Source organism: Archangium sp., assembly GCF_036277355.1.
Taxonomy (GTDB): Bacteria; Myxococcota; Myxococcia; order Myxococcales; family Myxococcaceae; genus Archangium.
Genome location: NZ_DASUNC010000077.1, coordinates 66,663 through 87,546, shown reverse-complemented (window position 1 = coordinate 87,546; position 20,884 = coordinate 66,663). Strand labels below are relative to the sequence as shown.

17 protein-coding genes are annotated in these 20,884 nt (G+C 69.5%); 9 read left to right on the top strand and 8 right to left on the bottom strand.

Features of this window, described 5'->3' with window-relative positions; all coding sequences use genetic code 11:
- Positions 1-742: 742 nt before the first annotated feature.
- From VFZ09_RS21365 to VFZ09_RS21345, 5 genes are all read right to left on the bottom strand, one after another.
- Positions 743-967: a hypothetical protein gene (locus VFZ09_RS21365; protein ID WP_329729480.1), complete on the bottom strand. Its 225-nt coding sequence runs from the start codon at positions 965-967 to the stop codon at positions 743-745.
- Positions 968-1,288: 321 nt separating this feature from the next.
- Entirely contained in the window at positions 1,289-2,071 is a 783-nt protein-coding gene (locus tag VFZ09_RS21360) for a hypothetical protein (protein WP_329729479.1), read from the bottom strand.
- A 105-nt stretch (positions 2,072-2,176) separates the two neighbouring features.
- On the bottom strand, positions 2,177-3,514 hold the full coding sequence (locus VFZ09_RS21355) for an adenylate/guanylate cyclase domain-containing protein (RefSeq protein WP_329729478.1): 1,338 nt from the start codon (positions 3,512-3,514) through the stop codon (positions 2,177-2,179).
- Between the two features lie 169 nt (positions 3,515-3,683).
- Positions 3,684-4,448, bottom strand: a complete 765-nt coding sequence (locus VFZ09_RS21350; protein ID WP_329729477.1) for a DUF5953 family protein — start codon at positions 4,446-4,448, stop codon at positions 3,684-3,686.
- Position 4,449: 1 nt separating this feature from the next.
- A complete protein-coding gene (locus tag VFZ09_RS21345) occupies positions 4,450-5,199 on the bottom strand; it encodes a DUF6310 domain-containing protein (RefSeq protein ID WP_329729476.1) in 750 nt (249 codons plus the stop codon).
- Positions 5,200-5,600: 401 nt separating this feature from the next.
- Here VFZ09_RS21345 and VFZ09_RS21340 point away from each other — a divergent pair, with 401 nt between their 5' ends.
- Both VFZ09_RS21340 and VFZ09_RS21335 read left to right on the top strand, forming a co-directional pair.
- Positions 5,601-5,804, top strand: coding sequence for an NAD(P)H-binding protein (locus VFZ09_RS21340; protein ID WP_329729475.1), 204 nt, complete (start codon positions 5,601-5,603; stop codon positions 5,802-5,804).
- Positions 5,801-5,971 (top strand): hypothetical protein, encoded by a 171-nt coding sequence (locus VFZ09_RS21335; protein ID WP_329729474.1) that lies wholly within the window; start codon positions 5,801-5,803, stop codon positions 5,969-5,971. The genes VFZ09_RS21340 and VFZ09_RS21335 overlap by 4 nt, the downstream gene beginning before the upstream one ends.
- A 179-nt stretch (positions 5,972-6,150) precedes the next feature.
- Here the strand turns inward: VFZ09_RS21335 and VFZ09_RS21330 are convergent, their stop codons facing one another.
- Positions 6,151-7,143 carry an ADYC domain-containing protein gene (locus tag VFZ09_RS21330; RefSeq protein WP_329729473.1) on the bottom strand — a complete coding sequence of 331 codons (993 nt, stop codon included), beginning with the start codon at positions 7,141-7,143 and terminating at the stop codon, positions 6,151-6,153.
- A 26-nt stretch (positions 7,144-7,169) separates the two neighbouring features.
- Positions 7,170-11,057 (bottom strand): bifunctional serine/threonine-protein kinase/formylglycine-generating enzyme family protein, encoded by a 3,888-nt coding sequence (locus VFZ09_RS21325; protein WP_329729484.1) that lies wholly within the window; start codon positions 11,055-11,057, stop codon positions 7,170-7,172.
- Positions 11,058-11,253: 196 nt separating this feature from the next.
- Between VFZ09_RS21325 and VFZ09_RS21320 the strand changes: the two genes are divergently transcribed.
- The 4 genes from VFZ09_RS21320 to VFZ09_RS21305 all read left to right on the top strand — a co-directional run bounded on the left by VFZ09_RS21320 (position 11,254) and on the right by VFZ09_RS21305 (position 18,464).
- Entirely contained in the window at positions 11,254-12,141 is an 888-nt protein-coding gene (locus tag VFZ09_RS21320) for a sigma-70 family RNA polymerase sigma factor (RefSeq protein ID WP_329729472.1), read from the top strand.
- Between the two features lie 23 nt (positions 12,142-12,164).
- Positions 12,165-15,626 carry a CHAT domain-containing tetratricopeptide repeat protein gene (locus tag VFZ09_RS21315; RefSeq protein WP_329729471.1) on the top strand — a complete coding sequence of 1,154 codons (3,462 nt, stop codon included), beginning with the start codon at positions 12,165-12,167 and terminating at the stop codon, positions 15,624-15,626.
- A gap of 270 nt (positions 15,627-15,896) precedes the next feature.
- Positions 15,897-17,420, top strand: coding sequence for a VCBS repeat-containing protein (locus tag VFZ09_RS21310; protein ID WP_329729470.1), 1,524 nt, complete (start codon positions 15,897-15,899; stop codon positions 17,418-17,420).
- Between the two features lie 3 nt (positions 17,421-17,423).
- On the top strand, positions 17,424-18,464 hold the full coding sequence (locus tag VFZ09_RS21305) for an ASPIC/UnbV domain-containing protein (protein ID WP_329729469.1): 1,041 nt from the start codon (positions 17,424-17,426) through the stop codon (positions 18,462-18,464).
- A 10-nt stretch (positions 18,465-18,474) separates the two neighbouring features.
- Here VFZ09_RS21305 and VFZ09_RS21300 read toward each other — a convergent pair whose 3' ends face one another.
- Positions 18,475-18,894: a hypothetical protein gene (locus tag VFZ09_RS21300; RefSeq protein WP_329729468.1), complete on the bottom strand. Its 420-nt coding sequence runs from the start codon at positions 18,892-18,894 to the stop codon at positions 18,475-18,477.
- A gap of 201 nt (positions 18,895-19,095) precedes the next feature.
- On the opposite strand from VFZ09_RS21300, the gene VFZ09_RS21295 reads away from it, so the two are divergent.
- The 3 genes from VFZ09_RS21295 to VFZ09_RS21285 all read left to right on the top strand — a co-directional run bounded on the left by VFZ09_RS21295 (position 19,096) and on the right by VFZ09_RS21285 (position 20,884).
- Positions 19,096-19,485: a VOC family protein gene (locus tag VFZ09_RS21295; RefSeq protein ID WP_329729467.1), complete on the top strand. Its 390-nt coding sequence runs from the start codon at positions 19,096-19,098 to the stop codon at positions 19,483-19,485.
- A gap of 83 nt (positions 19,486-19,568) precedes the next feature.
- Positions 19,569-20,240 (top strand): hypothetical protein, encoded by a 672-nt coding sequence (locus tag VFZ09_RS21290; protein ID WP_329729466.1) that lies wholly within the window; start codon positions 19,569-19,571, stop codon positions 20,238-20,240.
- Positions 20,237-20,884, top strand: coding sequence for a hypothetical protein (locus tag VFZ09_RS21285; protein ID WP_329729465.1), 648 nt, complete (start codon positions 20,237-20,239; stop codon positions 20,882-20,884). The genes VFZ09_RS21290 and VFZ09_RS21285 overlap by 4 nt, the downstream gene beginning before the upstream one ends.

Sequence of the window (20,884 nt, the reverse complement as noted above, 5' to 3'; positions counted from 1 at the left end):
CCGCGGCACTCGCGGCATCCAGATCGTAGGCGGTGAAGGCCTCCTGGCGCACCTCACCCACGGCCTGCGGCTCCTGCGGCTCGAGCTCCGTGCCACACCCCACGCCCCCCAGCACCAGCAGCGAGGTGGCGAACTTCTTCCCGAACTTCTTCCAATGACTGTTCATGTTCGTGTCTCCTTCATCTTCGATGAGAAGTGTCTGTACTGCGGAATCAATTCCTGCTCTGGCGGGCTCACGTTCACGGACGGGTGGCGTTCCGGTCAGCCCTCACACCACGGGAGAGGAGAGCCACCGCTTCGGGGCATGCCCCGGCGCTATCGGTGGAGATGTGGGGCGGTACCAGTGCCCGGCTCCCATGGGGAGTCACCGCTGGCTCAGTGGGTGAGGGCCTGTTCCTTCGTGGCCGTCACCCACCTTCGTGTCCTCGTCTGCTTCGGTTCGCCAGCGCGCGTCATCTGGGGTCTCCCTGGGTTTTCGGTGGGCCTCCCTGTGCAGTTCGGGTCGCCTTCCACCAGTCAAATCCCCAAGGGGAATTATTTGCGCAATTTTAGAAAATTCCGGCCCGGGAGCCCCCGGTGGCGACCCCCGCGCCGACGACGACACCGGCACCGGGCCGCTGGTGTGCAGCGGCATCGTCATCCACGCCGTCCGCGTCCTGGCCGAGCGTCACGAGGGAGCGCCCCCCGGCCAGCCGCTCCACGCGCCGGAGCGGGGCCTCGGCCGCGGAGAGGTGGGCCGGCCTCAGCGGGCCGGCACGTCCCAGGCGAGGTGCAGGTGCTCGAAGCCCCGCGGGAAGAAGTGGGGCCGGCGCACGGGGCGCTTGCCCTCGGCGTAGCGCGGGTTGGGCAGCTGCCGCGGCAGCACCTCCAGCGCCACATGCGCCTCCAGGCGGGCCAGCGCCGCTCCCAGGCACAAGTGGATGCCCCGGCCCAAGGCCAGGTGCGACCCGGCGTTGGGGCGGTGCAACTCGAGGCGGTCGGGCTGGGGGAAGACGGCCTCTGCTGGCGTACGTGAACGAGGCGGGCGGTGTGCGAGCGATTCTGGAGCACCTGGGCTTGCCCACGGCAGGTTCGAGGCTGGCCCCGGCGCGCGGGCCCCTCCATGCCGCGTGGTGTTGAAGCTCAAGCCGCCAGGGCCAAGAGAGCCAAGCCCCTGCCGTGAACCTCATGGGAGGGCCGCCTGGGCCGACGTGTACCCCATGGGGCTGCGCGGCTTCTCCACCCGCTTGGCTCTCTGCTCCGGCGGCCCCCGTCCGCGGCCCTCCTCAACCCCTTCGTTCTAGCCCTCTCACTGCCCGAGCGACTGGGGCGGTGGCTTCGCGCTGAAAGCGGGTAGGTAGCACTTGCCCTGGTGCTCGTGGAGGGACTCCGGGCACGGGGGCTTCAGCTCGTGAGGAATCCAGCATGCACCGACGAGCTCCACCTCGGTGTAGCGGGTGCAGGGAGGGCGCTTCTGCCCTTTGTAGGGCTCTTTCGGCAGAGGCCGGGCGAGCACGGTTTGCTCTTGGGGTGGTGTGGTGTCCACGAGCCCCCTTTCAATAAATGGCTCCGGCACCTCGGTTGCCATGAGGTCCTCGAGGCTCATGGGCGCTGTCGGGGCGCTCGGGGGTTGTGACACCGAGGCCACACGCACCAGCGCGAAGAGCAGGGCGCACACCGTGGCGGCGCTCGCCAGGCCCAACCCCAGGCGCCACCGGAAGCGGGGCTCCTGGGGGCCGGACCAAGCGCGGGTCATGCGCCGCACTCCCTCGAGCACACCCTCCAACGTGTGCACCAGAGACTCCACCGACTGTCTGTCCTGGGCCCTGGACCAGGGAGTGTGCTCCACTTCCATGGCGCAGTAGCCCAGCGAGCCCCAGGAGATGAGGCGCACCCGCCAGTCCTTCCAGGGTGCCCCGCCCTCCTCGGGTGCGTGCTTGAGCACCAGGGCCGCTGCACCGCTCGTCTCGTTCCTGGCCAGGTACAGCTCTCCCTGGCTTTCATCGGACTGCGGCACCTGCTCCTGGAGCACGTACGGCCCCAACCGCTCCGTTTCTTCTCCGTTCGCCTCGGGCTTCTTCTTCTCGTCCATGCGTGCCCCTCCTGGTCTCCTCGCCTGCCGGAGACCTGTCGCTCTTGTTCGCATGCACCGGGCCCGGCTTCCAGGAGGTGCCTGGTGCGTCAGGTGGGAGCCTACTCACAGGAGCACAGACCCGGCTTCACGGACCTGCTCGTCCTCGATGCCGGGCAGGCAGTAGCAGCGCACCGGCTCGGGGATGCCCTTGAGCTCCAGTGCGCCCATTTCCCGTGCGCCTTCGGGCCTGGGCGCGAGCTGCTGGAAGACGGGCTCGGACACCAGGATGTCTCCCTGCTGGCAGCGCTGCTCGAGCCGCGCCGCGATGTTCACCCCACGCCCCAGCACCGTGTACTCGCTGCGCAGCCGCCCACCGAAGGCTCCCACCGCCACCGGATCCTGGTGGATGCCCACGCGCAGCCGAAGCCCCTGTCCCCGCGAGCCCGGCCAGACGAGCTCGCGCGCCGCCCGGTGCCAGTCTCGCGCCATCGCCACCGCGCGCCGGGCCTGCTCCCCGGGCGTCATCGTGTCCGGTGCGCCCACCAGCGCCATCACCGCGTCCCCGATGAACTTGTCGAGCGTCGCCCCGTGCTCGAACGCCACCCCCGCCATCACGTCGTAGAAGCGCCCCACCAATCGGGCGAGCTCCTCGGGCGGGAGGCCATCGGACAGTGGGGTGAACGACACGATGTCCGCGAACACCACCGTCACCACGCGCCGCTCCGGAGGGCCGTCCAGCGGGTGCTCCCCGGACAGCACCCGGTCCACGTCGCCTGGCGGCAGGTGACGGTGGAGCACCTCCTCCACGGCGAAGCGGTGCACGCGCTCCAGCTCGCACCGCGCGGCGAACTCGCGGAGGCGCAGCCGCCGGTTGATGTGGTGCGCCACCAGCGTGACGACGCACAGGAAGACCAGGTAGGTGAGCGCCACGTCCAGGCCGGTGTAGTCCACCGGCCCCTCGCTCTTCCACAGGCCGCACACGACGACCCACGCCACCAGGCTGCCCCCGAGCGTCGTCGCCGCCTCGGCCAGCGTGAGCGAGAAGATGCCGGGCAGCATGGCGATGAGCACCGCCATGGCCAGCACGTGCTGCGACTGGTAGCGCCCCAGCTCCGCCGCGGGCGTGGCGCTGTAGGCGGCCACCACGATGCCCGTTACCACCGAGGCCCACCCCATCACCCGCCGGCCCGGCTTGCGCCTCGCCAGCAGGTACATGCCCGCCAGCAGCGCCAGCACCCAGCCCGTCACGTGCATCGCCGAAGGGAAGTTCGGCGAGAAGAACGGAGCCACCTCGGTGAGGCCGATGAGGACGAAGGTGATGGGCGCGAACAGCCGCCAGCGCCGGCACAGCACCTCGTGCTCCCGCTCGGTGAAGCGCGCGAGCTCCTCGGTGCTCAGGGTTCCAGGGACCGTGCTCCGCGGGGGGAGCCGGAGGCCTGAGGGCTGAGCGGTGTCGTCCATGGCCGGAGTGTGGCTGACCTCGCGGCTGGAACTCCACCCACTGGCCGAAAAGCAGGGCGGCAAGGGGGCGGCGCACCGCCGGGGGGCACTTGCGTCCAAACGGCGGGTTCGCTTCCTGCCGCCTCCACTTCTTGGCGAGGTGGCTGCCTTGGGGTGGACTCAACAGGGCTCAAGGGGTGGAGCGCCCGCCGATCTCCGGGAAGCGCTCGTAGGCCCGTTTGAGCGCGTCCAGGTGCGCGGGGTTGTCCAGGTCGAGCGGTGCATCGGTGAGCCTGACAACCCACCCGCCCGTCGCGGTACGCCGCGAGGACGCGAGCAGGTCCGCATCGCGGGCTGGGTCCGGGAATCCGATGGCCCGTGCGGCAGCGGCCGACCAGTAGTTGAGCCACCCGAGGCGATGCGGAATTTCGGGGGAGCGCATATCCCTTGGGGGCTTGATCGAGGGCAACCCCCGGGGAGGCACCTCCAGGTCAGTCGGCCCATTTTTCGTTTGGCGTACGATGTCCACCCCCGCGCTGAAGGGTGTCGCGTGCCCCCAGAAACCGCGAGCACCTTCCCCTATCGCCTCCAGCACATCCGCTGCCGCCGCGATGCCGTTGGCAGCCAGAGGCAGCGTGGCATGGACATCGAGCTGGGCCTGACCACCCGGCGAGCTGACCGCCGGTATTTCCAATCCAGACACCGTGACCCGGAAATCATCATCGCCGTTGCGCAGGAGAGGAAATCCCCGCCCGCCTGGCCTCCCCCGGGCGAGCCATGCTTCGCGCTGCGGCACGGGGACGCGCTGCCCCTCGCGAGAAATCGTCCACTCCAGGCGCAAGCCAGGAAGTGCGCGTTCCATCCCATGAACAATGGCCAGCGGGCGGCCATCATTGCCCAAGAGGGCAGGCGCATAGACAATCATGCGAAGTTCGTCTTCTTGCATGGCCGGCATCTCAGCACCACTCCATGATGACAATGATGTCCTTGAGGTCCGGTGCCTCGAACTCCAACTCAGCCTTGTGCTCGGGGCTCCGCACGCCGACTCGGAAGTCGAATCCACAGGCGAGAGCGAGGACACGCTCGGTCCGCAGTTCCCCCACCTGATCCTCGATGACAATTCTCCGAAGGTCGGGCGGGTACGTGTCGAAGTTGTCGGTCTTGACTTCCCACAGCGTGCGCGTGGCCAGTTGGAGCGCGTCGAAGTTCTTCCCATTCACGAACACATCCCCGCCGGGGAAACTGTTGTTCGGAATTCTGTCGGCGCACGTGTCGTGCAGTTTATTACCGCCAAGGTGGTACGGCACTGGGTCGGGCTCGCACCTGGGGCGCTCTCGCTCCGAGACTTCGACTGGCCCAATGGGAGGGAAATCCGGCCCTTTGGGCTCTGGCTTGGGCCTTTTCTTCGGCGAGGGCTTCGACGAGGCGGGCTTTGTTTCAGGCACGGGGCGCGTTTCAGGAACGGGCCTTACCTGGGGACGGCCCCTCTTCTCCGCGTAGGTATCCAGCGCCTCTTTGATGGCGAATCCCACCACCACCACGCCCGCGACGATCACCGCTCCCATGACGATCTCCGGTGCCGCCAGCACGCAGACCCCGAGCCCCAAGGCACTGGCACCAGCAGAGGCCACCGCGCATCGCCCTGTGGGATCGTGAAACTCGATTCGATCATGGTCGAGGGCATGAAAGCACTTCTCCGCCAGCATGGGCCAGGGCTCGGAAGCCTCCTGAACGGCGCAACGCCCCCCGTCCGTCCAGGGCAGCGTCGCCGCCCGCTGGAGGTTGGTGAGCCTCGGGTCCCGGGCTGCTGGCTCTCTCGAGCTGGGCGCTGACGTAACGCAGGCTGAGACATAGAGCAGAAGTGCGATGCACGCTCGGAGACGCATGTCAGGGTCCTCCATTGGAGTCAGGGCCCGGCGGGTCCTGGCGAGGCCGTTCGGAGTATGAAAACGCGCCCCGACAGCCACGAACGGACGGTGAGGGGCGAACCTGGGGCGCGTTGGAGGGCTCTTATAGCCGGGCGGCATGGGCGAGGGGACGACGGCCCTCCCGTGGACTCCGTCCGCTGGGGGCGCGAGGCTGGCGGTGGAACGCGGAGGGACAGGCCATGCGCGTGACACTCTTCGGAGCAACGGGCAGGACGGGGCGGGTGCTCATCCCCGTGCTGCGTGAGCGGGGCCATTCGGTGCGAGCCGTCTGCCGACGGGAAGGCGCGCTCTCTCCCGAGCCGCCAGGGCTCGAGGTGGCGGTCGCGGATCCGGCGAGCCCCGGAGCGCTCGTGCCGGCCCTCGCGGGCACTGGACGGTGGTGAAGCCGCCGCGGCTGACGGAGGGCCCGGCGCGGGGGAAGGTCCGCGCCGGAGCGTCCGAGCCCGTGGGCATGCTCTCGAGCCTCTCGCGCGCGGACTTGGCCCGGTTCCTCGCGGAGCAGCTCGAGCGGCGGGACTTCGTGCACGCACGTGTCGTCGTGCGTGCGTGAGCGGAGAGGGCGTGTCCGCCCCGTCTCCCAGGCAGTCAACCACCCGGAGAACCTCGAGCGTTCATGACGCTCCGGTCCGGAGAGCTGGTGCGGTGTCGTCCATGGCCGGAGTGTGGCTGACCTCGAGGCTGGAACTCCACCGTCCTCCTGTGCGGCCCGGCGAGAGCCGGTGCAGGCGGTCAAGGTGCTGGACTGGCCTTGCCGTACGATTGATTGCGCAGCAGCACCGGCCCGGCGCGTCCTCCCTTGCGGCGCACCGTGCAGCGGTCTCCTTCTCCGAGGTCCTGCGCTTCCGCCTCGAAGCGGTCGGGACACTGCGCCAGAACCGCCTCCGCCGCCTGCCCATCCCGCGTGCGGGCCAGACACCAGGCGCCCTCGGGTGTCCAGGCCGCCTCGAATGAAGCCCGCCGAGGCTCCCAGCCCCGGGTGGCCTCCGTCGTCCGCGTGCTCACCCGGAGGGCATCGTACATGTCGATGGGGTTGTCCTGACGGGTGTGGCTGCTTCCGTTGCCGCAGTAGTCCGCCCGAGCCATGCGCGTGCACGCCTGGTGCAAGTCCTCCAACGCGTGTCCGTCCTTCGTCGCCCAGGGCTTGTAGCCCCAGCCGATGCACTTGGCGATGGCGCCATGCTCACAGGCGAAGGTGAACTTCCCCGGCACTTCATGGCGAGCCCCGGTCTCGTCCCAGACTCCCCGCACCGCGAGCGCCCGGGGCTTGGACTCCCGGCCGGTGGCGACGCACGGGTTCTCCCACGAGGCGCTCCGCGCGTTCCACAGCTCGATGCGGTACCAGACCATCGACGGGTCCGTGGGCGAGGGCTCGGCACCGCACAGCGCCACCTCCACGGGCTGGCCATCGCTGGCGGTTCCCTGGAACACGGCGCCCACCAGTCCCTTGGGCCCAAGCGAGCGGGCGGCCAGATGACCCTCCTCGATGCGCAGCCCCTTCACCGCGGTGCTCCCCAGCCGCACCCGGCCCAGGTCCACCGAGGCCAATACACTGCTCATCTCCTTCGAGACCACCTGGCGCTCCGTGCCCCACAGCAGCGTGCCCTGTGGCCACACCGTGCGCCGGGGACCCTGGCCCTGGCAGGGTTTGATCCGGCCCCTGGCCTCGGCGAGCCCGGGGGCGGCGAAGAGCAAGCATGCAAACAGGAGAAGGCTGTGTTTCATCTGGGACCTCGCTGTGACACGTGGTTTCACGGAGTAGAGGAACGGTGCGGAACGGGGGCGCACACGCGCACGCCGACCCGGGAGTCACGGGTCGCGGGGGTGATCGCCTGGCGATTGGCGATGAGCGTGCCGACTTCGCTGTAGTACCAGGCACCCCCACGCAGGAGGGGGCCCTGGCTGTCCGGTGTCATGGCCCGGGTCATCTCCATGACGTTGCCAGCCATGCCCAGCAGCCCGAAGGGGCTCACCGAGGCGGGGTGGGCATCCACCTCGTCGGGACCCATGGCGTTCTCCTGCCGGTCATAGGTCTCATCGATGTTGTCATCATCCTTCTGGAAGTGGTTGCCGTGCGGGTGCTTGCGGTCATCCGCGCCACGGGCGGCACGCGTCCACTCCAGCTCACTGCACAGGCGGGCTCCCGGCAGCTTCCCGGAGTGGTCGAGCCACTGGAGATAGCCCTCGACGTCCGCGAGGTTGACCCCCGTCAGGGGGAAGCGGCGCCAGTCCTGCTCCCGGCGATGGCGGCGGCCGGGATAGCGAATGGGCTCGCCCTCGCGCGCCGTGAGGACCTCCTTGCTCTCCAACTGGAGTGAGAAGCTCCAGGAGCCATCGGGCCGCTTCCGCGGCGTGAACGCCTCGCCCATGTCTTTTCGTATTTCCGCGAGGACGCGGCGTTGCCGGGCCTCGTCGAGCGAGCCATCCAGGTACGCCAGCCAGTCACCCAGCGTCACCTCGGTCCGCCCGATGAGATACCCCTGTTCGAGACAACGCGGGTGCAGGGGGGCACTGCCCATGAACTTCCGCACCAGCTCGGGCTCGGCGCTGCCCGTGAGGGAGCAGCCGGGCGGGATGTAGACGTACCCGTCGGGGACCCTGGAGGGCAGCTCCAGCCGGAGCTTCTCGAGCCGGCCTCGGGTGAGCAGGACCGGCAGTTCGACCGGCGCATGACCCTCGCGCGTGAAGCGGAGTTGATAGGAGCCCGCTGGCAGGCCCTTCCAGGCCAGGGGGGTCTGACCGGGTGGAGCGCCGGGCACGGCCTCCCGCCGCAGCCGCCCCCCGTCGTCCACATAGCGCGTGAGCTCGACGTCCACGCCCGAGGGACGGGTCTCGACAGCGAGTCCGGCCGGGGCCTCGAGCCGTTGTAACCAGGCCGTGTTCCCGGCCGCCAACCGTCTGAAGCGCTTCTCGAGCCGGGCTCGCTCGTCCGTCCGGTGAAAGCGCTCGGCGAGCAGGAGCCGTTCGTACGTCAGGCGGAGGAGGGGAGGGCGTGCGTCCTCGTGGGCCCGTTCGAGCAGCTCGTTGAGGGCCTGCTCCGCTTCGTCGAAAGCGGCATCGGCCCGCGTGAGCTCGTCGAGCGCCCCGGCCCATTTCGTCTCGGCGAGCAACCGGCGCTCCGAAGTGGAGGTGGCATCGAACAGCGCGAGCGCCTCGTCGCGACGTGCGCTGGCGCTTCGACCCAGCTTCCGGCCCAGGTCATGCGCGTTCCGCGCGACGGCCATCCGGGCGCTGACGAAGCGCTGCGTTTCCAGGTGCGTTCGCAGGCGCGGCCCGCCATAGAGGCCCGCCATGAGGAGCACCAGGAGGAGTCCGGCGCTCCAGCGGCGCAGCTTCTGGCGGCGGACGGCGCGCCGGGATGCGCGGAGGAAGTCCTGTTCGCGTGTCCCCAGGCTGGTGGTGTCGAGCGTTCGCGCCTCCTCGAGCTGCCGCTTCCGCCAGAGGAGGTCCGGAGCGCGCCCCAGCCGCTCCCACTCGGCCCCCGCCGTCTCGAGGCGTTGCCGGAGGGCACGCAGACCGGCATCCTCATCGAGCCATTGGCGCAGCGTGCCCCAGCTGGAGATGAGGGCTTCGTGGGCGATCTCATGGCTCACCTGATCGCCCGTGGTGCGGGTATGGAGGAGGCGTCCCTCGATGAGCGCTCGCAGGGTGGCACGAGCCTCGTCTGAACCCGCGGTGAGCTCCTCCTCGCTCCGTTGGCCGCGGGTGCCCTCCGCCGTGATGAGGAGGCAAAGCAGGCGGTGGGCCTCCTGCCGCGAGCTCCGGGAGAGTCTGGAGAGCACCCCATCGGCATGCCGGGACAGCGCACCGGCCACTCCTCCCATCTCGTCCAGCGCGGCCTGGGTGATGCAACTCCTGACGGCATCCCTGCGCTCCCACAGCTCCGCCAGGGTGAACTGGAGCAGGGGCAGGCTTCCCGCGCTCCGCGCCGCGGCCTCGACGAGTGTCTGGAGGAGCGCCTCGGATTCGAACACCACGCCACGGCCACGCGCGGGGCCGACGATGGCCTCGCGCACCCCCTGGGGGGTGAGGGGCCGCAGCAGGTAGAGCGCCCGCTCGACCTCGCCGCCCAGTCCGGGAAGCGCGGCCAGGCGCAGGAGGAAGTCACCACGCGCCGCGAGCAACACACGCACGCCCGCCGACGGCAGGGCGAGCTCTCCGAGGAGGCTGGCGAAACGCTCCGCCTGGGCGGGCTCGCTGAGGGTGACGAGCTCCTCGAGCTGGTCGACGAAGAGGAGCAGGCCACGCCCCTCCTGGTGGGCCGCCCGCAGCGCCGGTCCCAGCTCCCCGGGCGCTCCGGAGAGCCGGGCGTGCAGCTCGGCCTCTGGCTGCCCGAGAACGGGCGCGAGCGCGGCGGCGAGGGCCGCGAGCGGACGGCGGCCCGGCTCCAGCGTGAGGGCGGTGAAGTCCCGGTACTCGTCGAGCGCCCCCCGGGCGACCCGGGGCAGGATGCCGGCGCGGCAGAGCGAGGACTTGCCCACCCCCGAGTCTCCAGCCACGAGGACCAGGGGGTGGCGGCGCAGGCGCTCGAGCACGGCGCGGATGTCGGCATCACGTCCGAAGAAGAGCGCGCGGTGCTCGGCCTCGAAGGGCGCGAGTCCCCGGTAGGGATTGCCCTGGGTGAGCACCTCCGGCTCCCGGAGCCGCTCGAGCGCGTCGCGGAGCGCCTCGGCCGAGGCGAAGCGCTCCTCCGGCTCGACCCGCAGGCAGCGCTCGAGGAGGGCGGCGAAGTCGGGGTCGATGCCCGGCACGCTCGGGGTGAGCCGAGGGCCACCCCCGTGCCCTGGTGGCTCCAGGCACGGCCGCTGCGGAAGGGGGCCGGTGCACAGCTCGTGGAGCACCAGGCCGAGGGAGTAGATGTCGCTGCGGGGCGTCGCCGGTGCGCCCCGGAAGAGCTCGGGCGCCATGTATCGCGGTGTGCCCACGGGGCGACGCATGCTGCCCGGTCTCCCGGCTCCCTCCTCCTCGACGAGCTCGGCCAGGCCGAAGTCGAGCAGCTTCACCTCGCCCTCGAGGGTGAGGAAGATGTTGGCGGGTTTGAGATCCCGGTGCAGCACGCCCTGCCGGTGGGCCGCCGCGAGCCCCCGCGCCAGCCCGATGCCCAATCCGAGAACGCGCCGCCAGGGCAGTGGCGCGGTCAATTCCTCCACACTCTGACCGGCGAGGTACTCGGAGACGATGTATGGATGCCCCTCGACCTCGCCGACGCGGAACACGGTGACGACGTTGGGATGCTGCAGGCGTGCGATGGCGCGTGCCTCGGTCTGGAAGTGCTCGCGGAGCCGGCTGTGAGGCCGCGCCGCGGCGATGAACTTCACCGCCACCCGCCGATCCAGTTCGCGGTCATGTGCGAGGTAGATGACCCCCATGGCGCCACGGCCGAGTGGCCGCTCCAGTTGGAACTCATCGAATTCGGTGGGCGGGCTCCAATCGGTGGCAAGAGGCCCGTGGGGCGTCTCGGAATGTGAGAGATTGACAGCGTTGGAGGGGGACCGTGCTCCGCGCACGAGCGTGACGAGGAGTTCACGGCAAGACGGGCATTCGGCGGTGTGGTGATGGGCGCGGGACAGCTCCTCCCCCGACAGCCTCCCCTCGAGCAGCCCGGCGAGGAGCTCATCGGTCAGGCATTGCGAGTCCATCTGCTCGGAATGACTTGGCATGAGCGCTCCAACGAGGATGCCAGAGGGTGTTGATTCCCCGGCACGGGAGGAAGCACCTCGGGCGGGAGCGCGTGAATAGACAACATTCACTGAATTTTCTGGCGTGGGACGGACGGTGACGGGAGCGTCGCGATGGCTAGGTTGGGGGACGATGCAAGAGCAGCCCAGTCTCGCCATGGTCTTTCTCAGGCATGCATCCGTGCGGAGCGCGGTGCCGGGGGATGCCGCCGAATTCGAGGAGCAGCTTCGCTGTGCCTGGGAAGTGGGCCGGGACGCATGGCCGCAACTCGACATCCCCGCTGACGTCTTCGTGCGGCATCTGGCCGAGCGGCTGACGCCGGCCGACGAGGGAAAAACGCTCGCGCAGGTGCTGGCGGAGCGGGCCCTGGGCGATCTCTATCTCGCCTGTGCGTGGGTGCACGGGGTGCTCGCGTCCAGCGGCCTGCTGGAGAGCCGCTACCTGGCGAAGCTTCCCGTGGTGCTCGGGTTTCTCAAATTGCCCGCCATGGTGCTCGACGAGGTCTGCCAGTTGGTCCGCATCGAGATCCTGATGGGCGGGGCCAGTGGAGGGGGGCCACGGATCGCTGGGTACAATGGCAAAGGTGCGCTGTTGAGCTGGATTCGAATCATGGCCGTGCGCCTGGCCCTCAAGGAGGTCGCCGCGGGCGGCGAGACTCCCAACGAGAACCTCCTCGCGCTCATCGAGGCCCTGCCGGATCCAGGTGCCGACCTGGAGCTCGATATCATCAAGCGCCGCTACCGCTCCGAGTTCCGCCAGGCCGTGTACGAGTCCTTCGCCTCCCTGCCGTGGGAGCAGCGGCACTCTCTCCAGCTCTACTTCATCGATCGGCTCTCGACGACCGAGATGGCGAGACTCTTTGGCATGAGCCAGTCGAATGTCTCGCGCCGGCTCAAGCGCGCACGGCAGGCGGTCTATCAAGAGACGAAGCGGCGTCTCCAGGAGCGTCTCGCTTTGTCCTCGACGGAGTTCACGAGTCTCGTTGACGCCATCAAGAGCGACCTGGACCTCCGCATCAGTCAGGTCTTCACGGAAGAAAGCTGACCCCCATGCTCGAAAACCCCTGCATGAATTCTCGGCAGCAGCTCTGGCGAGTTCTCGCCCCGGTGGCATTGCTCGTCCTGGGTTGTATGGCCTGTGCGACGGTGGAGAAAGCGCCGGCAGACCCCCGGTTGGTGGAAGCACTGAGGGCCTACGAGGAGGGGCGGAAGTTGGAGGAGGCGGGACAGTACGCCGAGGCAGGACCGCCCGCCGAGCATGCCCTGGAGTTGCGAGAGGCCGCGCTGGGGCCTGCCCATCCCGAGGTGGCCCAGTGCCTCGACCTGCTCGGGTGGGTTTCTCTCCGGCAGGGAGATTTGAAGCGAGCGGAGCAGCTCTTTCCTCGTGCACTCGAGATTCGGGAAGCAACGTTCGGCGGGAACCATCCCGACGTCGCTCAATCGCTCAACGGTCTCGCCACCGTCCATGCGATGCAGGGGCAATATGCGCGAGCCAAACCCTTGTATGAGCGAGCGCTCGCGATTCGAGAGGCGCTCCTTGGCAAGGAACATCCGGACGTCGCCAAATCGCTCAACAACCTCGCCAACCTCTACTACTTCCAAGGGGACTACGCGCAGGCGCAACCCTTGTATGAACGAGCGCTTGCGATTCGGGAGGCGGCCCTTGGCAGGAATCACCCGGATGTCGCCGACTCGCTCAACAACCTCGCCAACCTCTACGACTCCCAGGGGCGCTACGCCCTGGTTGAACCCCTCCTCCTCCGCGCACTCGAAATCAAGGAAGCGGCCTTTGGCAAGGAGCATCTCCATCTCACCCATCCCCTCAACAACCTCGCCCTCCTCTACGTCTCCCTGGGGAACCATGGACGGGCTGAGCCCCTGTATGAGCGCGCGCTGGCGATCCAGGAAAAGAGCCTCGGCAAGAACCACCCTGCCGTCGCCCAAACGCTCGGAAACCTCGCTGAGCTCTACAGAAAGCAGGGAGCCCTCGAGCGGGCCGAGCCATTATACGAACGCGCGATTGCGATCGAGGAAGCAACCCTCGGCGAAACCCATCCGGAGCTGGCCATTTCGCTCAACAACCTGGCCCTCCTGTACAAGGATCAGGGGTATTTCGCGAAGGCGGAGTTGCTGTACGAGCGCTCACTCGAGATCCGGGAGGAGCGCCTCGGTAAGGCTCATCCCGATGTCGCTCAGTCGCTCAACAATCTCGCGAACCTCTACAAGAACCAGGGGGACTACAAGCGGGCCCTGCCTCTCTACGAACGTGCTCTCGCCATTCGGAAGGAAGCGCTCGGCGAGGACCATCCTGATGTGGCGGACTCGCTCCAGGGGCTTGCCAACCTCCATCATCTCCAGGAGGACTACGCGCGGGCCAGACCGCTGCTCGAGCGCGCGGTGGAGATCTACACGGCCGCGTACGGCGAGAACCACCCCCAGGTCGCCGCCGCGCTCCACAATCTCGCCAATGTCTACAAGAGCCAGGGCGAGCAGGACCGGGCGGAGGCACTGTATGCGCGCGCGCTCACGACTCGCGAGGCGAGCCTCGGCGCGAATCATCCCGGCATCGTCAAGGCGATCCAGAGCCTCGCCAATCTCTACCAGGATCGGGGCGACTCGGCGCGGGCCGAGCCCTTGTATGCGCGCGCGCTCGCGATCTACGAGGCGTCCCTCGGCGGGAGTCATCCCGACTTCGTCCCCTTGCTCAACAGCTATGCGCAGCTGCGTCTTGCCCAGCGGCGGCCCGCCGAGGCGTTGAGTTTCTTCGAACGTGCGCTCCACATCTCCGAGCAGCACCTGCGTCACGAGGTGTTTGGCTTCTCGGAGGCGCGGCTGACCCGTGCGCTGCAGTTGATCCAGGCCGATGAGGAGCGCCTCTACTCGCTCGTCCGCGCGTACCCGGACGATGCCCGCGTCCGGCAGCTCGCGCTCGCCGCCGCGCTCCTCCACAAAGGGCGCTCCACCGAGGAGCTCGCTGAAACGTCTCGCATCATCTACCGCGGCCTGGGCCCGGCCGAGCGTGAAGCCTTCGATCGCCTCCGCGCCCTGCGCACCCGGCTCGCCGAGCTGTCGCTGGCGGGCCCCGAAGCGCTCGCGCTCGACGACTACAAGCGGCGTGTCGAGGAGCTCACCAGCGAGGGCGACACCCTGGAGGCAGACCTCGCGCGGCGCTCGGAACCCCTGCGCGCCCTCTTCGAGCTGCCACCTCCCGCGGAGCTCGTCGAGCGTGTGGCCGCGGCCCTCCCCAGCGATGGCGCGCTGATCGAGTTCGTTGCCTACGAGGACAGCCCCCTGGTGCCCAGGCCGGGTGTTCCGGAGCCCCAGGGCTCGGGAGCGCTGCGCTACCTCGCGCTCCTGCTCTTCGCGGATGGCCGCACCCGGGCGGTTGAGCTCGGTCCCGCCGCGCCCATCGATCGGGCCGTCGGGCGCCTCCACGAAGCGCTCGCGGGCCGCTACGTCTCCTATCAGCCCCCAGCCCGGGCGCTCCATGCACTCGTCTTCCGTCCCCTGAGGCCACTGCTGGGCGGGGTGCGGCGGCTCTTCGTCTCGCCTGACAGCCAGTTGGCCCTGGTTCCGTTCGACGCGCTCCACGATGGCCGCCGGTTCCTGGTCGATGGCTTCGACATCACCTACCTCACCTCGGGCAAGGACCTGTTGCCTCGTCTCGAGGGCATCACGCCCGAGCAATCGGTCATTGTCCTGGCCGATCCAGACTTTGGCGCGAGCCCGGCGGTGGGCTCCGCGATGCAGGAGAGCGCTCCCGCGCCGGCCAGCCGCTCCCGCTCCCTCGCGCGCTTCTTCTCGGCGCGGTGCCTGGGGGGCGAGGACAAGCTCTCGCAACCCCTGCCAGGTACGCGCCAGGAGGCCGAGGCCATCCACCGGCTGCTGCCGCAAGCGCAGGTGTTGATGGGCAGTGCCGCCAGCAAGGAGGTGCTGTTGAAGCTGGCGACGCCGGGCGTGCTGCACATCGCCACGCACGGCTTCTTCCTGACGGATGCCGATGCCAGTGACTCCGAGTCCTCGCGCGCGGTGGACTGTTTCAGTCTTGGCGGGACGGGGCCGTCCTATCGCCCATCGGACCCGTTGTTGCGCTCGGGGTTGGTGCTCGCGGGCGCTCACCCCAGGGCGGCAGGGGCCGGAGCCTCGCGGCGTGAGGACTCGTGGGTGACGGCGCTGGAACTGGCGGGTCTGAACCTGTGGGGAACGCAGTTGGTCGTGCTGTCCGCCTGTGAGACCGGGCGGGGTGACGTCAAACTCGGCCAGGGCGTCTACGGATTGCGCCGCGCGCTGATGGTGGCCGGAGCGCAGACGCTGGTGACGAGCTTGTGGAAGGTCGATGATGAGAAGACCCACCCGCTCATGGAGAGCTACTACCGCAACCTGTTGGCCGGCCAGGGCCGGGCCGAGGCGCTGCGCTCGGCGATGAAGGAGCTGCGCCACAAGCAGCCCCATCCCTACTTCTGGGCCCCCTTCATCGCCATTGGCCAGGACACTCCGGTCCAGGGACTGGTGCCCCGGACCGGGCCGTGACCCTTCCTCCTCCAGGAGGAGCGTCCTAGAAGCAGCGGGCCTTCGCGACCCGCCGATGCCTGCCTCCTCCTCGAGCATTCCCTCGGGCCACCCTCCCAGCGTCTCGGCGCTTCCCGCTGTGGGGTTGGAGGCTTGCATGATTACCGCTCGGCCGGGCGGATGCGTTGCGCCGTCACACGGGCGCCGCTGCGGGCCTCCTCGTTCTCGTCTGGTGCGGCGCAACGGACGGGGGAGGTGAGGATGCTCCGCCGCATGGTAGACTCCCGGGCGATGCGATCATTCGTCCTCGGAGCCTTGCTGTGCCTCGCCGTCGCGCCCGCCCGCGGTGCATCGGACCCGGGCTCCTATCGGATGCTCCGCCAGCTCGACTCCCGCGAGGCGCTGCAAGACTCGCTGGAGTCCTTCTTCGACAGCCGTCTGTGCACGCCGCTCAAGCAGGGCCGTTTCGTGCTGCCGGGTGACGCAGCGGCTCCAGAGGTCCGGTTCCCCACGGAGTCTTTCGTCTGGATCTCCGGGTGCAGCGTGCGGGCGCTCGCCTTCGAGCCGCGGCCCGAGGGAACCACCGCGCGGTTGCTGCTCGAGCTGGATGGCGTGGACCGCGAGGGCGCGCGCCGCTCGGTTCGAGGTGAGGCTTCCGCCACCCTGAGCCGGTCACGTCCGGAGGCCTGGCGCCTGGAGCGGATGGAGCTGGCGTGGCGTCAGGACGCCATCCGGCCCGAGCCCCGTTTCCTCGAGGCGGCGGAGCGCGCCGGGCTCGTACTCCCTCCCGAGGCGGACGGTGAGGCCGCGGGGATGCAGGCCTCCATGAGCAACGGGGCCCTCGCCGTGCGTGACCTCGATGGGGACGGGCTCGTGGATGTGCTCGTCGCCGACCCGCGCGCCCTGTACCTGTTCCGCGCCACGGCCCCGCTGCGTTACGTGCGCACGCGCCTGGACGTGGCACCTCCGAAGGGCGCGTGGTTCTCCTCCCTGGCGGCGGGTGACTTCGACGCGGATGGAGACCCGGACGTCATCGTCACCACGCAGACGGCCTGGAGCGCCGAGTCCCGCCCCACCGCGCTCCGCAATGACGGGGGAGGGCGCTTCAAAGCCGTCGCGTCCCGGCTCCCGCCCGCCAATTCGCACGCCTCGCTCGCCACCGACTTCGATGCCGACGGCAAGCTGGACCTCGTGTTCCTCCACTACCCGATGAAGTACGGGCCGGATGACTTCCTCGCCGCGAGGGATGGCCGCCCCGCCCGCTTCTTCCGGGGCAAGGGGGACCTGACCTTCCAGGAGATTGCTCCTCCCCAGGACGAGCGGCATCGGCGCTGGGGGCTCGCCGCCGTCGCCGCCGACCTGCTCGGAGAGGGACGGCCGCAGGTGTACGTGGCCAATGACTTCGGCGACAACGACCTCTGGCGCTTCGATGCCCGGGGCACTCCTCGCGATGTGACGGACGCCCACCAGTTGAGGGATCCGGGCAATGGCATGAGCGCGGACGTGGGGGACGTGAACGGCGATGGGCGGCTCGACCTCTATGTCGCCAACATGTTCTCCAAGGCGGGCACGCGCGTGCTGGCCGCCGCCCAGGTCCGTCCCGAGCTGAAGGCCCGCCTGGACAAGTTCGCGGCGGGCAACACGCTCTATGTCTCCCGCGAGGACGGCGGCTTCGACGAGGTGGCTCGCGCGCGGGGCGTCAACCGGGGCTTGTGGGCCTTCGGCTCCATCTTCCTCGACGCGGATGATGATGGCCGGTTGGACCTCGCCGTGGCCAACGGATACTACAGCGCTCCCAATCGAAAAGATCTTTGAAGTGTGTACTGGCGCCAGGTCCTGGCGCTCTCACTTCAGGGCAGGTCCACGGGCCGCACTCCTTCGCAGGCCTCCTCCTCCCCCTATGCCATGGTGGGGGCCACGGGGCCCTCTCCGCTGCGCCGCGTGGGCCGCACGGGCTTCGAGCAGTCCTTCTCGGGCTGGGAGCCCAAGAAGCTGTGGATGCAGCGGCCGGACGGAACCTTCGAGGAGTGTGCGTACACGGACGGCTTCTCGTCACGTGCCGATGGCCGCGCCCTGGTGGCCCAGGACCTGGACGGGGATGGGGACCAGGAGCTGCTCATGCTCAACCGCGCCCGGCCGCGCCTGCAGCTCTTCGTGAATGAAGGGGCCGTGGGGCATGCGCTGGAGGTGCGGCTGCGCGCCACGGGAGGCGACCGCGAGGCGAGCACCGCGACGGTCCGGGTCCGGACGGCGGCGGGCACGCGGGCCTTCCCCGTGTTGCTGGCCCGGGGCTACGTGAGCGCGGTGGACCCCACCGTGCACGTGGGGCTTGGTCCAGAGGAGCAGGCGGAGGTCGAGGTGACGTGGCGCCCCGGTGTGACCGAGTCCTTCGGCGTGCTCGCGGCGGGCCGGCGGTGGTCCCTGACGGAGGGGGGCTCGAAGGACTCCACCCCCTTCACTCCTCGCGCGCCACGCCCGCGCCATCCGAAGCTCCCCCTGGAGCTCGAGCAGGTGGGGGGCACGAAGGACGGGCGGCCCGCGGCGGTGCAGCTCTTCGCCTCCTGGTGCAAGCCCTGCCGCGAGGAGGTGCCCCTCTTGTCCAGGCTGGCCCAGGAGGGCCGGTGGCAGGTGCGCGGGCTGGCGGCCCATCCCCCCGAGCAGGTGCGGGCCGAGGCCGCGAAGCTGTCCATCACCTACCCGGTGGAGTCCCTGTCCGAGGAGGTGGCCGAGCCGCTCTCCGTGGGCGGGCAGCTCGCGCTCCCCACGGTGCTGCTCTACGACGCGACGGGACGGCTGGCGCGCGTCGTGCGGGGAGGGGAGTCGCTGGAAGCGGCGCTCGCCGAGGTCGACTCCCCGTGAGGCGCCACCCCTACTCCACCCAGTTGATGTTGCCCAGGCCAGCGGGGATGAAGTCACACACGTAGACGGAGTGATCGTAGGGGTTGTCGTCGTAGACACCCCGAGCCTCGATGCAGCGCGCCTTCTCCGGATACGGGGCGTTCAGGTCCTGAGCGAGCTGCTGGCAGGACGCGTGGTCCGTCGGACCCGCGCACTCCTCGGTGCATTGGTCAGCGCTGATCCAATACGGGTTGTAGGTGGGATACGAGTCCATCTCGTGCCAGCACAGCCCGGACGCACAGTCCGAATCGGCGTTGCAGCCGGTGCCCGTGGCGTTCAGGCCCTGCGTCTGCTCCTCGAGCCGCGGGGCCTGCGTGGGGGCCGTGCTGCCACAGGCCACGAGGCCCAGCAGCGGGAGCAACGAGACGGACACCGCGAGGAAGTTTCGCATGGATGAGGTCCTTTCCTGGTGAAGAGAGGAGGGAACCAATCATTCCTCGCGAATGAAGCCAAGCTGACTTTTCATGAACTCCTGGTTGGGTTGGCAATCCCGGTGCCGCTTCGGGCACGCTGTGTCCCCGGGTCCGGGACGTACGACCAGGCCCCTCTACCGCCGTACGCTGTTCCACCCGTGCAACCGGAGTCCGCCGCCATGAAGCTCGGCTACGTCATCCTCTACGTCGCGAACGTGCCCGCCACCGTCGACTTCTACGAGAAGGCCTTTGGCCTGCAACGCCGCTTCCTCCACGAGAGTGGCCAGTACGCGGAGATGGAGACCGGCGCGACGGCGCTGGCGTTCGCCTCGGAGGAGATGGCGAAGGACAATGGCCTCACGGTGCGCTTCAACCGGCCGAAGCAGGACGCGGCGGCGGTGGAGGTGGCGCTCGTCACGCCCGACGTCCAGGCCGCCTACGAGCGGGCGGTGAAGGCGGGCGCCGGGGCCGCGCAGCCTCCCAAGCAGAAGCCCTGGGGGCAGACGGTGGCCTACGTGAGGGATATGGACGGAGTGCTCGTGGAGCTCTGTACGCCGATCTCCCCCTGACGCGAAGGGGCTCGACAACCGGCGCCCGCTGGGGTTCGCTTCTCCCCCGTCCGCGGCACTGGCCTCCGAGGCTCTCCTTCTCCATGCGTTGGTTCGCGCTCCTGTTCCTGCTCTGCACTTCCGCGGCCGTGGCTGCCCCCGAGGCTCCCGCCCGCGCCCCCACCCGCAAGAAGCCGAAGGCTCCTCCACGGGAGGCGAGCCCCGAGCCCCCTCCGGCTGCGGCCCGGCCGGCCGAGACGAAGCCGGCGGAGGAGCTGCGGTACTCCCTCGCGCTCGTGGGGGGCGCGTTCCACGGTGGCGGCTTCAACCGGGGCCCCCAGGGCTCGGCGCAGCTCACCCTGACGCCCCCTGGCTGGGGCCGCTTCTCCTTCGACGTGGAGCTCGGCTGGCGGCTGGCGCGCTTCAAGGCGAACGTCCCTGGCACCGGGGTGAGCGTCTCCGCCCTGCATTCCCTGCCTCTCCTGGCGGTCGGGCGGATGAACCTCGTGCGGATGAAATACCTCGGTGTGGACGTGCGCGTCGGCGTGGGGCCGCTCCTGGCGCTGCACCACCTCTCGAGTGACTTCTCCGAGAGCTCCGTGCGCTCGGCGCTCGGCTGGGAGCTGCTCGCGGGGGCGCAGCTTCGCGTCCCGCTGGGGGCGTTCGAGCCGTTCCTCGATGGACGGGTGGGGTTCGGCGAGGCGTACATTCCCTTCATCACCGGGCGCTCGACGGGGGTGCAGGGGCTCCTGGGTGTGAGGTATCAGCTGCCATGAGAAAGCTCGTCTCCCTCGCCGCTTCGTTGTTGCTCCTGTCCTGCCAGGACTGGCCGGAGCCCGTCATCCGCTCGGTCTCGCCGCCGGAGATGCGCGCGAGCGAGGCCACGGCGCTCGCTCTCGATACGGATCTGGTCCTTCCCGCGACGGTCGACTACGGCAAGGGGACCGTCGAGGTGGACACCCGGGTGTCGGTGCGCATCGGGCCACTGGATGTGCCCACGCTCGCCGTCTCGCCCGAGGGCGTCATCTCCACCCGCGTGCCGTCGCTGCTCGCGCCCGGCAGCTACGACGTGAAGGTGACGCTCGGGGACGGCCGCACCGCCGTGCGCCCGGGCGGCCTCACCGTCGTCGAGGGGGAGTGGCCGGAGGGCTACAGCATCGATCCCATCGGCCCGCAGAAGCGCCTGGTGCCCTTCACGCTGACGGTGCGCGCGACCGGCGCGGCCGCGGCGGCGTTCCGCGGCAACGTGCGCCTGGAGACAGGGGTGGGCAGCTCCGTCGGACCGCGCGTGAGCGAGCCCTTCGTGGACGGAGTGCTCACGCAGCAGGTGGTGGTCGACTCCACGCTGGCGGACATGGCCATCCGCGTCACCGACGCCGCCGGCCACGTGGCCACGTCGAACACGTTCCTGCTGCAGTGA